General features: G+C 66.2%; 11 protein-coding genes. 1 reads left to right on the plus strand and 10 read right to left on the minus strand.

The features are described 5' to 3' along the window. Window positions 1–3 precede the first annotated feature (3 nt). The 7 genes from gap to Q0653_RS04195 all read right to left on the minus strand — a co-directional run bounded on the left by gap (window position 4) and on the right by Q0653_RS04195 (window position 9199). Window positions 4–1014: a type I glyceraldehyde-3-phosphate dehydrogenase gene (gene gap, locus Q0653_RS04165; protein WP_298742553.1), complete on the minus strand. Its 1011-nt coding sequence runs from the start codon at window positions 1012–1014 to the stop codon at window positions 4–6. A gap of 135 nt (window positions 1015–1149) precedes the next feature. Further along, on the minus strand, window positions 1150–1770 hold the full coding sequence (locus Q0653_RS04170; protein ID WP_298742552.1) for a superoxide dismutase: 621 nt from the start codon (window positions 1768–1770) through the stop codon (window positions 1150–1152). A 135-nt stretch (window positions 1771–1905) separates the two neighbouring features. After that, window positions 1906–2883, minus strand: coding sequence for a DNA-binding protein WhiA (gene whiA / locus Q0653_RS04175; protein WP_298942796.1), 978 nt, complete (start codon window positions 2881–2883; stop codon window positions 1906–1908). Between the two features lie 39 nt (window positions 2884–2922). Continuing rightward, window positions 2923–3804 (minus strand): RNase adapter RapZ, encoded by an 882-nt coding sequence (gene rapZ / locus Q0653_RS04180; protein ID WP_298742550.1) that lies wholly within the window; start codon window positions 3802–3804, stop codon window positions 2923–2925. 42 nt (window positions 3805–3846) lie between these two features. Further along, complete coding sequence (gene uvrC, locus Q0653_RS04185; protein ID WP_298942800.1) at window positions 3847–5748, minus strand: excinuclease ABC subunit UvrC; 1902 nt, start codon at window positions 5746–5748, stop codon at window positions 3847–3849. A 1-nt stretch (window position 5749) separates the two neighbouring features. Beyond that, window positions 5750–8671 carry an excinuclease ABC subunit UvrA gene (uvrA, locus tag Q0653_RS04190; protein ID WP_298742548.1) on the minus strand — a complete coding sequence of 974 codons (2922 nt, stop codon included), beginning with the start codon at window positions 8669–8671 and terminating at the stop codon, window positions 5750–5752. 81 nt (window positions 8672–8752) lie between these two features. Beyond that, window positions 8753–9199, minus strand: coding sequence for a MarR family transcriptional regulator (locus Q0653_RS04195; protein WP_298942803.1), 447 nt, complete (start codon window positions 9197–9199; stop codon window positions 8753–8755). Window positions 9200–9236: 37 nt separating this feature from the next. On the opposite strand from Q0653_RS04195, the gene Q0653_RS04200 reads away from it, so the two are divergent. After that, window positions 9237–9473 (plus strand): hypothetical protein, encoded by a 237-nt coding sequence (locus Q0653_RS04200; protein ID WP_298742546.1) that lies wholly within the window; start codon window positions 9237–9239, stop codon window positions 9471–9473. Between the two features lie 9 nt (window positions 9474–9482). Here Q0653_RS04200 and uvrB read toward each other — a convergent pair whose 3' ends face one another. The 3 genes from uvrB to Q0653_RS04215 all read right to left on the minus strand — a co-directional run bounded on the left by uvrB (window position 9483) and on the right by Q0653_RS04215 (window position 13494). After that, window positions 9483–11552 (minus strand): excinuclease ABC subunit UvrB, encoded by a 2070-nt coding sequence (uvrB, locus tag Q0653_RS04205; protein WP_298942804.1) that lies wholly within the window; start codon window positions 11550–11552, stop codon window positions 9483–9485. Between the two features lie 258 nt (window positions 11553–11810). Further along, complete coding sequence (gene coaE, locus Q0653_RS04210) at window positions 11811–12431, minus strand: dephospho-CoA kinase (RefSeq protein ID WP_298942806.1); 621 nt, start codon at window positions 12429–12431, stop codon at window positions 11811–11813. A 22-nt stretch (window positions 12432–12453) separates the two neighbouring features. Continuing rightward, the gene (locus Q0653_RS04215; protein WP_298942808.1) at window positions 12454–13494 is read right to left on the minus strand and encodes a hypothetical protein; all 1041 of its coding nucleotides are present in this window, start codon (window positions 13492–13494) and stop codon (window positions 12454–12456) included. Window positions 13495–13534 lie beyond the last annotated feature (40 nt).

Raw genomic sequence — 13534 nt, forward strand, 5'->3', positions numbered from 1 at the left:
ATCTCAGAGCTTGTCGCCGACGAGCTCAGCGAGGTCGACGAGGCGGTTCGAGTAGCCCCACTCGTTGTCGTACCACGCGGAGACCTTGACCAGGTTGCCCGAGACGTTCGTCTGACCCGCGTCGAAGATCGACGAGTGGTCGTCGTGGACGATGTCGGTCGAGACGATGGCGTCCGTGTTGTACTTCAGGTACCCGACGAGCGCACCCTCGGCAGCGGCCTTCTCGTATGCGGCGTTGATGGTCTCCACGGTCAGGCCGTCGGTCGGCGTGATGATCGTGAGGTCGACGATCGAGCCCGTGGGGATCGGAACCCGGTACGAGGAGCCGCTCAGCTTGCCCTGGAGTTCCGGAAGCACCAGGCCGATGGCCTTCGCGGCACCGGTCGAGGCGGGCACGATGTTCAGCGCTGCGGCGCGCGCACGGTGCAGGTCACCGTGCGGGCCGTCCTGAAGGTTCTGGTCGGCGGTGTAGGCGTGCGCGGTCATCATGAAGCCACGCTCGATGCCGAACGCGTCGTTGAAGACCTGTGCGAGGGGCGCGAGGCAGTTGGTCGTGCACGACGCGTTCGAGATGATGTGCATCGTCTCGTTGTCGTAGTCACCGTCGTTGACGCCCATGACGAACGTGCCGTCGACGTCGGTGCCGGGGGCCGAGATGATGACCTTCTTCGCACCGCCATCGATGTGCTTCTTCGCGTCGACGGCCTTGGTGAAGCGGCCGGTCGACTCGATGACGATGTCCACACCCAGGTCGCCCCAGGGAAGGTTGGCGGGGTCACGCTCTTCGAAGACCTTGATGGCCTTGCCGTCGACCGTGATGGAGTCTGCATCGAACGAGACGTCTGCGGCGAGGCGGCCACCGACGGAATCGTACTTGAGAAGGTGAGCGAGCGTCTTGTTGTCGGTGAGGTCGTTCACCGCGACGATCTCGATGTCAGCGCTCTGCTCCATAGCCGCCCGCAGGAAGTTGCGGCCGATGCGGCCGAAGCCGTTGATTCCGATCTTGACAGTCACTGTTTCTCCCGTTGTGTGTTGCGCCGATGCACCCCTTCGGCACACCCGGAACGCTACTGCTGGATAGAAAGGATGCCGGGCTTTCCACCCCGTTGCCGGAGGGAAACCCGGCATCCTCACCTGGTCATGACCCTACTACGCGAGCAGGCCCGACGTCTTCTCGCGTGCCGTGGAAAAGCGCTCGGCGACGTTCTCCCAGTTCGCGATGTTCCATACAGCCTTGACGTAGTCGGCCTTGACGTTCAGGTAGTCGAGGTAGAACGCGTGCTCCCACATGTCGAGCTGGAAGATCGGCACTGTTCCCTGCGCCGTGTTGGACTGCTGGTCGAAGAGCTGCTGGATGATCAGCTGCTCGCCCAGGACGTCCCAGCTGAGCACCGCCCAGCCGGACCCCTGGATGCCGGTCGCCGCAGCCGTGAAGTGCGCCTGGAACTTCTCGAAGCCACCGAAGTTGTCGTCGATGGCCGCCGCGAGCTCACCCTCGGGCTGTCCGCCGCCGTTCGGGGACAGGTTGGTCCAGAAGATGGAGTGGTTGACGTGCCCGCCCAGGTTGAACGCCAGGTCCTTCTCGAGCTTGTTGACGTTGGCGAGGTTGCCGGAGTCGCGCGCCTCGGCGAGCTGCTCGAGCGCGGTGTTCGCGCCGGTCACGTATGCCTGGTGGTGCTTGTCATGATGCAGCTGCATGATCTTGCCGCTGATGTGCGGCTCGAGCGCCGCGAAGTCGTACGGGAGGTCGGGGAGGGTGTACTTCGCCATGCTGTCTTCTTCCTGTCGGCGCCGCACGTGCGCGCGGCGAGTGGACGTCTTCATCCTATTGACAGCGACAACACACGAGGCAGGGGGTTGCTTCCCTCACGGGGACGTGAGAAAAACACCGCGCGGGCGGAGTCGTCAGTCCTCCATGCCCTCCGGCACGGCGGAATCCGTTCCCGGGATGCCGTCGTGGACGGCCTTCTTGTCGGCCATCGCGAGCAGGCGACGGATGCGGCCGGCCACCGCATCCTTCGTCATCGGCGGGTCGGCGTGGTGTCCGAGCTCGTCGAGGCTCGCGTCGCGGTGGGCCAGCCTCAGTTCGCCGGCTTCGCGCAGATGATCGGGGACGTCGTCCGCCAGGATCTCCAGCGCTCGCTCCACCCGCGCGCACGCGGCGACGGCCGCCTGCGCGGAGCGGCGGAGGTTCGCGTCGTCGAAGTTCACGAGCCGGTTGACGCCCGCGCGGACTTCTCGCCGCTGACGGAGCTCTTCCCAGGCGCTGGCGGTGCGCGCGGCGCCCATTTCTGCCAACGCCACGCGAATCGCCTCGCCGTCACGCACGACGACGCGAGGTATCCCGCGCACTTCGCGCGCCTTCGCAGCGATGCCGATGCGGTGGGCCGCGCCCACGAGCGCCATCGCGGCTTCGCCCGACGGGCATCCGATCTCGAGCGCGGCCGAGCGGCCGGGTTCGGTCAGCGAACCGGCCGCGAGGAAGGCACCGCGCCACACGGCGGCAAGATCGGGCCGGGCACCGGTGGTGAGTTTGTTCGGGAGGCCCCGGACCGGTCGACGACGCGCGTCGAGGAGCCCGGTCTGGCGCGCGAGCGTCTCGCCGCCGTCGATGACTCGGACGGCGAAGTGACCACCGGCGCGACCCCCAGAGGCCTGCACCCGGTGCAATTCGGGGCGGACTCCATAGATCTCCATGAGGTCGCGCGCGACGCGTCGGGCCAGGACCTCCGACTCGACTTCCGCTTCCACGGCGACGCGTCCGGCGATCGAGTGAAGGCCGCCGGAGAAGCGCAACAGGGCCGTCAACTCAGCCACCCGCGCCGTGGGCCGAGGGTCACGAACGCTGGCCAGCTCGGTCTTCACATCAGCGGTCAACGACACAACGATCCTTCGGTAGAGCGGCGGAGGGAAGAGTCCAGCCTACTCGCGACCGAGGTCGCGGTGTTTCACGCGCACAGCCACTCCGGGCACATTCGCCAGTCGATCAGCAATCTCCACAGCGGTCACAACTGAGCGGTGCTTGCCGCCGGTGCACCCGATCGCGACGACCGAATGACGCTTGTTCTCCCGCTGATAGCCCTCGAGCACCGGCCGAAGTGCCGTCGAGTACGCGTCGATGAACTCGAGTGCGCCGGTTTGCGAGAGCACGTAGTCACGGACCGGTTGCTCTTCACCGGTGTGGGCCTTCAACTCCGGAATCCAGAACGGATTGGGCAGAAAGCGCATGTCCGCGACCAGGTCGACGTCGGTGGGGAGCCCGTACTTGAACCCGAAGCTCATGACGGTCACCGTGTGCCGAGCGGCGCCGTCCTCGCTGAAGAGATCGACGATCCGCGTAGCCAATTGGTGGATGTTCAAGTTCGTCGTGTCGACGATCACGTCCGCGCTCTCGCGGATGACAGCCACCCGTTCGCGCTCCCGGCGGATGCCGTCGAGGATCGTGCCGTCCCCCTGGAGCGGATGCGGCCGCCGCACCGATTCGAACCGCCGGACGAGCACTTCGTCGGAGGCATCGAGGAAGAGCACACGCAACTGACGACCACCGCGGAGCGACTGCGTGACGGCGGGCAACTCGCGGAAGAGATCACGGCCACGGACATCCACGACGGCTGCCACCTTCGGCAACGCTTCGCCGGCGAACTCGGTGAGCTCCAGCAGCGGACGCAGCATCTGCGGCGGCAGGTTGTCGACGACGTACCAGTCGAGGTCTTCGAGCGCATTCGCGGCGGTTGTCCGACCGGCGCCGGACATGCCGGTGACGATGAGCACCTCGCCCGGGGGCAACTCGTCCGGTGTGGCCACTATGACTCTCCCCAGGTTCGTCGCGTGGATCGCCCTGCCAGCCTAGCGATTCGCGAGGTGACGATGCACCGCGTCGGCGAGCGTCGGGCCGATGCCGGGAAGCTCGGCGATTTGCTCGGGGGTCGCCTGCGTGAGCTTCGCCACCGACCCGAAGTGCCGGAGAAGTGCCTTGATCCGGATCTGGCCGAGCCCGGGAACGTCGCTGAGCACGGTCGTGATATCACGCTTGCGCCGCGACCGCTGATGCGTGATCGCGAAGCGGTGCGCTTCGTCGCGCAGACGTTGCAGCAGGTAGAGCGCCTCGGACGTGCGCGGCAGGATGACGGGGTACTCCTCCCCCGGGAGCCACACCTCTTCGAGACGCTTGGCGATACCGCACAGGGCGATCTGAGGCCCGCCGGCATCTCGGAGTGCGCGAGCGGCCGCTTCGACCTGCGGCTGGCCACCGTCGACGACCAGCAATTGCGGCCGGTAGGCGAATCTCGGCTTCTTCCGGATCATCACCACCGGCTCATCGCCGTCGACGACCGGGACGGCGTCTGGTGTCGCCGGGTCATCTTCGTCGATGTGGGAAAGACGCCGCGTGAGCACCTGGTAGATCGAGTCGGTGTCGTCGGTGGTCTCGGGAATACCGAAAGATCGGTACTGATCTTTGCGGGGTAGCCCGTCCTCGAAGACCACCATCGACGCGACAACGTTCGTGCCGCCGAGGTGCGAGACGTCGTAGCATTCGATCCGCAGCGGCGCCTCATCGAGCCCGAGCGCCTCCTGAAGATCGGTCAAGGCGCGCGTCCGCGACGTGTAGTCACTCGTCCGTCGCATCTTGTGCAGCAGCAACGCCTGCTCCGCGTTGCGGGTCGCTGTTTTCAGCAACTCCGACTTCTGTCCGCGTTGCGCGACCTGCACGGCCACGCGACGACCGCGGCGTTCGGTCAACCACTGCTCGATCTCGGCGGAGTCATCGGGGAGCACCGGCACGAGTACCTGCCGCGGGATGTCGGCGGCGGCCGCATCACCGTACGTGCGCTGGAGCACCTGATCGACCAGGTCGGCGCCGGCGATGTCGAGCTCTTTGTCGATCGTGGTGGCACGTACCCCGCGCACCCGACCACCGCGCACGATGAAGTGCTGCACCGCCGCGGAGAGCTCGTCCTCCGCGATGCCGAACAGGTCGGCATCCGTATCGTCCGAGAGCACCAAGGCACTGCGCTGGAGGACCGCATCGATGGACTGCAGACGATCGCGGTAGACGGCCGCCGACTCGTAGTCCATCGCGGCGGATGCCTCCCGCATGCGCTTCGTGAGGTCTTTCGTGAAGCGCTGATCGCCGCCAGACATGAAGGCGACGAAGTCGTCGACGATCGCCCGGTGCTCTTCGATCGTCACGGTCATCGAACACGGCCCGCCGCAGCGGCCGATCTGACCGGGGAAGCAGGGCCGGCCGCTCGCCATCGCCTTCTTGTACGACGAGTCGGAGCACGTGCGGATCGGGAACACCTTGATCATGAGGTCGATCGTGTCGTGCACGGCCCAGATCTTCGGGTAGGGACCGAAGTACTTCGCCCCCCGGATGCGGCGGTTGCGGGTCACGATGACCCGCGGCGCCTCATCGGCCAGCGTGATGGCCATATAGGGGTAGGACTTGTCGTCCTTGTACCGCACGTTGAAGGGCGGCGAATACTCCTGGATCCAGGTGTACTCGAGTTGCAGCGAGTCGACGTCGGAGTCGACGACGGTCCACTCGACCGACGAGGCCGTCAGCACCATCCGACGCGTCCGCTCGTGCAGTGTGTGCAACGGTGCGAAGTAGTTCGACAGGCGCGCCCGGAGGTTCTTCGCCTTCCCGACGTACAGCACACGCCCCTGCGCGTCGCGGAAGCGATACACGCCGGGTTCGGTGGGGATCTCCCCCGGCTTCGGCTTGTAGGGAAGTGCGTCGGCCATTTCAGCCGGCCTTGCGCGCCTTCGGCGCCGCGGCGAGCGTCTTCTCCGGAGCGTGAATCCGCCCCGATGCCAAGACCTCGGCGAGGAAGGTGCCGGTGTGGCTGGCCTCGACGCGTGCGACCTGCTCCGGGGTACCCACCGCGATGATCTGACCGCCACCGGCACCACCCTCGGGACCGAGGTCGATGATCCAGTCGGACGACTTGATGACATCGAGATTGTGCTCGATCACGATGACGCTATTGCCCTTGTCGACGAGGCTGTTCAGCACCTCGAGCAACCGTGCGACGTCTTCGAAATGCAGCCCCGTCGTCGGTTCGTCGAGAACGTAGATGCTCCGACCGTTCGATCGGCGCTGCAGTTCCGTCGCGAGCTTGACGCGCTGGGCTTCGCCACCGGAGAGGGTCGTGGCCGACTGACCGAGCCGCACGTAACCGAGCCCGACGTCCACGAGCGTCTTGAGGTAGCGGTGGATCGCCTGGATCGGTTCGAAGAAGTCCGCCGCCTCGGCGATCGGCATCTCGAGCACCTCGGCGATGTTCTTGCCCTTGTAGTGCACGCTCAAGGTGTCGCGGTTGTATCGCTTGCCGTGGCACACCTCGCAGTCGACGTAGACGTCGGGCAGGAAGTTCATCTCGATCTTGATCGTGCCGTCGCCCGAGCAGGCCTCACAGCGCCCGCCCTTGACGTTGAAGCTGAACCGTCCGGGCTGGTAGCCGCGCACCTTTGCCTCGGGCGTCTCGCTGAAAAGCGTGCGGATGCGATCGAACACACCGGTATAGGTGGCAGGGTTCGAGCGCGGGGTGCGACCGATCGGGGCCTGGTCGACGTGCACGACCTTGTCGAGGTTTTCGAGGCCCGTCACCCGCGTGTGCTTTCCGGCGACGCGGCGTGCACCGTTGAGGCGGGTCGCCAGCACTTCGTACAGGATGCCGTTGACCAGCGACGACTTGCCCGATCCGCTGACCCCGGTGACCGCGGTGAGCACGCCGAGCGGAAAGTCGGCGGTCACATTCTTGAGATTGTTCTCCCGCGCGCCGACGACCGACAGCATCCGACTCTTGTCGATCTTGCGACGCTTCTTGGGTGTTTCGATCATGCGACGGCCGCTGAGGTACTCACCGGTGAGCGACGAGCGATCCTCCAGAAGCGACGCCAGCGGCCCGGAGTGGACGACGTGACCGCCGTCGACACCGGCGCGCGGTCCGATGTCGACCACCCAGTCCGCCGCGTGGATCGTCTCTTCGTCGTGCTCGACGACGATGAGCGTGTTGCCGAGCTCCTTGAGCCGGACGAGTGTCTCGATCAAACGACGGTTGTCACGTTGGTGGAGGCCGATCGACGGTTCGTCGAGGACGTACAGCACACCGGTCAGCCCCGAACCGATCTGCGTCGCGAGGCGGATGCGTTGCGCTTCACCGCCGGAGAGCGACCCCGCCGCGCGCGACAAGCTGAGGTAGTTGAGTCCGACCTGGATGAGGAACTCCAACCGGGCCCGGATCTCACGCAACACCGCCGCCGCGATCTTCGCTTCGCGATCGGTGAGCTCGAGCTGGGCGAAGTACTCCTGCGCTTGGCCCAGGCTCAAGCGCGAGGCATCGGCGATCGAGTGGCCGTGCACCAGCACCGCGAGCACTTCCGGCTTGAGTCGGTCGCCCTTGCAGACCGCGCAGGGGACTTCACGCAGATACTCCGACCACCGCTGGCGCTGACTGTCGGATTCGGCCTGCGTGTACTGCCGTTCGATGTAGGGAACCACGCCCTCGAACCCGGAGGAGTACCGCATCTCGCGACCGTAGCGGTTCTTCCACTTCACGGTGACCTTGTAGTTCTCTCCGCGGAGGATCGCTTCCTGTACCTCGGGAGTCAGATCACGCCAGGGCGTGTCGAGCGAGAAATCGAGGTCATCGGCGAGGCCCACCAGGAGACGCTCGTAGTACTGGAAGAGCCCCTTGCCCTGGGTCGTCCACGGAATGATCACGCCCTCGTTGATCGACAGTTCCTCGTCGCCGAGCATGAGCTCGACGTCGACCGACATGCGGGTGCCGAGACCGGAGCACGTCGGGCAGGCCCCGAACGGCGCGTTGAACGAAAAGGTCCGGGGCTCGATCTCGGTGAGCTGCAGGGCGTGACCGTTCGGGCAGGCGAGCTTCTCACTGAAGCTCTGCCACGCGTCATCGCCCTCTTCATCGACGAAGTTCACCTGCATGATCCCGGAGGCAAGGCCGAGCGCGGTCTCGACCGAGTCCGTGACACGGCTCAGGATGTCGGGGGCGGCGACCAGTCGGTCGACGACGACGGCGATGTCGTGCTTGTAGCTCTTCTTGAGCGTGGGCGGCTCGGCGAGTTGGATGAGGTCACCGTCGACCACGGCGCGCGCATAGCCCTTGGCCGAGAGCTCCTTGAAGAGGTCGACGAACTCGCCCTTCTTCTGCGTCACGACCGGAGCGACGATCTGATACCGCGTGCGCTCGGGGAGCTCCATGAGCTGGTCGGCGATCTGCTGCACGGTCTGCCGCTGGATCTGCGCCCCGCACTCGGGACAGTGGGGCACGCCGATCCGAGCCCACAGGAGTCGCATGTAGTCGTGGATCTCGGTGATCGTGCCCACGGTCGATCGCGGGTTGCGGTTCGTCGACTTCTGATCGATGCTCACGGCCGGCGACAGGCCTTCGATGAAATCGACATCGGGTCGGTCGACCTGACCGAGGAACTGGCGCGCGTAGGCGCTCAGCGACTCGACGTAGCGGCGTTGCCCCTCCGCGAAGATGGTGTCGAACGCGAGGCTCGACTTCCCCGATCCGGAGAGACCCGTGAAGACCACGAGGGAGTCCCGGGGGATGTCCAGATCCACGTTCTTGAGGTTGTGGACGCGGGCTCCGCGGACGCTGAGTTTCGACGCTGCGACGGGGACGATAGGCACCGCACAAGTCTAAGCGGGGCCTCCGACACCGGGCCCCCGCGTGCGCTCTGAGCGAAGCCCCTTCCGGATGCCGGGAGCTCCTCACACGGTGCGCCGTCCCGCGAACGGCGCCAGTCCGTCGCGGAGAGTCACCACCTGTTCGGACGTCATGCCGGTGGCCGCCATCACCTTCCCCGGAACGTCGAGCGCACGCTCGCGAAGCGCCACGCCCGCCGGCGTGAGACCCAGCGCGAGTACGCGGGCATCCCCCACACTGCGACCGCGGGAGACGAGCCCCTGCGCCTCCAAGCGCCCGATGAGCGGCGACAGCGTCGCGGGTTCCATCGCCAGCTCGTCGGCCAGCTCCCCCAGGGCGCGGGGCGAGCCCTCCCACAGGGCGAGCATGACGAGATACTGCGGGTGCGTGAGGCCGAGCGGCTCGAGGATCGGGCGGTAGATCGCGACGACGTTCCGCGCGGCGGTCACCACCGCGAAGCAGAGCTGATTGTCGAGCTTCAGCAGGTCATCGCGCGGGTCGTCGGCGTTCATGACCCTCATCCTACATATTCGTTAGTACACTAAGGATATGACCGAGCCCGATCCTGCCCGCCCACCGCTCCGCGAACGCGTGCGTGCGGCCGGGGGCTGGTATGCGTACCTCAACACCCGTCTCATCCGCGTCGCCGGGCCGGCGTCGGTCGGCCCCTACGACACCGAGCCGGAGCCCGTGCGTGCCGAGCGCGCCTGCCCCCTCTGCGGGCACGCGATGTCGGCGCACACGTTCGACCGGTCAGGGCCGAAGCCCCTCATGCACTGTCCGTGACACCCGAGCTCAGGCGTGTCCCGCCTTCTCCATCGCGCGCAGCTCCTTTTTGAGGTCCTGCACCTCATCGCGCAGGCGCCCAGCGAGCTCGAACTTGAGCTCGGCCGCCGCCGCGAGCATCTGCCCGGACAAATCCTGGATCGTCGCCTCGAGTTGATTGGCCCCCTCGGCCGCGATCCCTTCACGGCGGAGCTGCGGCGTCGGAGACTTGCCCTTGCCGCTCTTGGTCTTCTTGGACAGCAGATCCTGGGTGTCGGAGGCCTCCCGTGCGAGCGCCTCCGTGATGTCGGCGATCTTCTTGCGCAGCGGCTGCGGATCGATGCCGTGCTCGAGGTTGTAGGCAACCTGCTTCTCGCGGCGCCGATCGGTCTCGTCGATGGCTTTACGCATCGAATCGGTCATGTTGTCGGCGTACATGTGCACTTCGCCGGAGACGTTTCGAGCCGCGCGACCGATCGTTTGGATGAGCGACGTACCACTGCGCAGGAAGCCCTCCTTGTCGGCGTCGAGGATCGCGACGAGCGACACTTCGGGCAGGTCGAGGCCTTCACGCAAGAGGTTGATGCCGACCAGGACGTCGTACACACCCTGTCGCAGCTCCGTGAGGAGCTCCACACGGCGGAGCGTATCGACATCGGAGTGGAGGTAGCGCACCCGCACTCCGTGCTCGCCGAGGAAGTCGGTCAGCTCTTCCGCCATCTTCTTCGTGAGAGTGGTGACGAGCACACGCTCGTCACGTTCGACGCGGATGCGGATCTCTTCCAACAGATCGTCGATCTGACCCTTCGACGGCTTCACGATGATCTCGGGGTCGACCAACCCGGTCGGACGGATGATCTGCTCGACCACTCCATCGGCGATGCCCATTTCGTAGCGACCGGGGGTCGCCGACAAGTAGACGGTCTGACCGATCCGCTGCTTGAACTCGTCGAAGCGCAGCGGCCTGTTGTCCAGCGCGCTGGGCAGCCGGAAGCCGTGGTCGACCAGCGTGCGCTTGCGCGACGCATCCCCCTCGTACATCGCGCCGATCTGCGGCACGGTGACGTGCGATTCATCGATGACCATGAGGAAGTCGTCGGGAAAGAAGTCGAGGAGCGTGTGCGGCGGTTCGCCGGGCTCGCGCACGTCGAGATGGCGTGAATAGTTTTCGATCCCCGAGCAGAATCCGAGCTGCTGCAGCATCTCCAGGTCGAAGGTCGTCCGCATGCGGAGCCGCTGAGCTTCGAGCAGCTTGCCCTGCCCCTCGAGCTCCTTAAGCCGCTCGGCCAGTTCGGTCTCGATCGTCCCGATCGCGCGATGGACGGTGTCGGTGCCGGCGACATAGTGCGATGCGGGGAAGATCGGCACGCTCTCGAGCTTCTTCACGACATCCCCGGTCAGCGGATGCAGCATGTACAACGCCTCGATCTCGTCACCGAACAGTTCGATGCGGATCGCATACTCCTCGTAGACCGGAATGATCTCGATCGTGTCGCCGCGCACCCGGAAATTGCCGCGGGAGAAATCGACGTCGTTGCGGTTGTACTGCATGGCGATGAACTTGCGGATCAGCGCGTCGCGGTCGTACCGCTCCCCCACCTGCAGCGCGACCATCGCGCGCATGTACTCTTCCGGAGCGCCGAGCCCGTAGATGCACGAGACCGTGCTGACCACGACGACGTCTCGGCGGCTCAGGAGCGAGTTCGTCGTGGAGTGACGGAGACGTTCGACCTCCGCGTTGACCGACGAGTCTTTCTCGATGAAGGTATCGGTCTGCGGAACGTAGGCCTCGGGCTGGTAGTAGTCGTAGTAGCTGACGAAGTACTCGACGGCGTTGTTCGGCATGAGTTCACGGAACTCGTTGGCCAGCTGTGCGGCCAGCGTCTTGTTGTGCGCGAGCACGAGCGTCGGACGCTGCACCTGCTCGATGAGCCACGCGGTCGTCGCCGACTTTCCGGTTCCCGTCGCACCGAGCAGCACGACATCTGTTTCACCGGCGTTGATGCGGCCGGCGAGCTCGGCGATCGCGTGCGGTTGATCGCCGCTGGGCTGATACTCGCTGATCACCTCGAAAGGGCGGACGGAACGCGTGGTCTGCATCATCCCAGCGTAGGCGGGGCGTCCGACACGGCGGCGATCGTTCGCCCTCGGCGTCAGACGTCCTCGTCTTCGCCCGACTCGAAGTCACCGACGGCGAAGTCGTCCCATTCGACGTCCGGATCGGACTTCCGGCGAGCAATTCTCCTCGTGGATGCGCACATGATGACTCCTCGGACCGGTGGAGCTCGGGTGATGCGGCCACGGTAGCGGCTCCCCATGAACGGCCCGTTGCGGAGCCGTGTCGGCGCGATATCGCGCTCAGCGCGCGAGAGCGGTTCGGGTGAGACGCGGCAGCTCTTCCCACAACCGGTCGACCTGCGCTGCCGTCTCCGCGAGCGTACCGGCCGTATCGATCACGACATCAGCGACGGCCAGACGCCGATCGTCGGAGACCTGCGCGGCGATACGGGCGGATGCCTCGGACTCGCTCAGTCCGCGAATCTCGACCAGCCGGCCCATCCGCACGTCGGTGGGAGCGTGCGCGACGACGATCAGATCCCAGGGGTCGTCGACGCGGGCTTCGACGAGGAGCGGAACGTCATAGACGACGACGGCGTCCGGGTCGTCCGCGAAGACCTGCGCGAACCGCCGAGCCGACTCGATGCGGACGGCCGGGTGCACGATCGCATTCAGCGCGGCGAGCCGCGATTCGTCGCCGAACACCCGCGCTCCGAGCGCCGGGCGGTCGAGGGAGCCGTCGGCGCGGATCACCTCCGCACCGAACTCCTCGGCGATTCGCGCGAGAACGGGTGACCCCGCACTCTGCACGTCGCGCACAATCTGATCGGCATCGACGATGACGGCGCCATGATCGGCGAGATGCCGGGCGATGGTGGATTTTCCGGAGGCGATACCACCGGTCAGTGCGATCAATGCCATAAGACCACGATGCCATGTCCCGTCAGCGGTGCGCGGGACGTGAACCGCTGACACCCCCGAACAACACCGACGCTTCCACGCTGTGCGCCGCGTCACCCGCTGCGAGCCGCGCCGACGCGAGGAGGTGTTCGGCGTCGTACCCCAAGGTCTCGGTGAGCGCCACCCCGACCCCGACCTGCGGCAGGAGTCCTCGATCGAGCCCGCTCAACTCGTCGACGCACCCGCGGTAGATCGCCGCTGCCTGCACGATCACATCGCTGAACTCCTCGCCGCGGAGCGCACGCGCCAACGGTCGCTCGGCGGCGGACAACAGGGTGAGGCCGTCCTCTCGATACGAGACGAGGTCCTCATCGACGCGCCCGAATCCCGGGATGCGGAGACGGAACGCGCCGAGCGCATCGTTGACGTGCGTGACGGCGCCGGAGGCATCGATTCGGATCACGCCGAAATCGACCGTGTCGAGCACTTCGGTGACCAGTTGCTCCTGCCGATTCGCCTGGGCCAGCGCGGCGGATAGGCGGTCGGTCTGCCGATCGAGCAAAACGCGTTGCGCAGACGAGCGGCGGGTGGCGGAGTAGCTGGCCCAGCCGATGGCGAACATCAGCATGGGCAACAGCACGTGGGCGTAGGTGCGCTCGGTGGCGCCGGAGGTGGCCACCACCACCCAGTACACAGCCGTCACGAGCATGGACGAGAGAAGGAATGCCCCTCGTCCGAGCGACGAGAGCCACAGCACCGGGAACGCCCACAGCAGGCCGAGTCCCCCGGACGGATCGGATGCGCGGAGAAGTGCGATCGCCCCGATGTCCACCAGGGGGATGATCGCGACCCAGGCGGGGGCGATCCGAGTCCACGGCACCGCGAGGCTCGCCCCGGCACCGACCACGATGACGAGCACCCCGAGTCCGAACAGCTCCGGATTCCGCAGCGACTGCGTCGCGAAGCCGACGACGAACAGTGCGCCGACGATGGCGGTGAGGAGGAGTTGGTTGTTGGCAACCACCCGATCGCGCAAGTCGATCGTCGCACCCGAAGGCCGACGGCCACCTCGGTGCACGTGCATACCTCGACGTTAGCGCGGACCAACCCGAAAGGGCCGCCAC

The sequence above is a fragment of the uncultured Microbacterium sp. genome (assembly GCF_947488465.1).
In the GTDB taxonomy this organism is placed as follows: domain Bacteria; phylum Actinomycetota; class Actinomycetes; order Actinomycetales; family Microbacteriaceae; genus Microbacterium.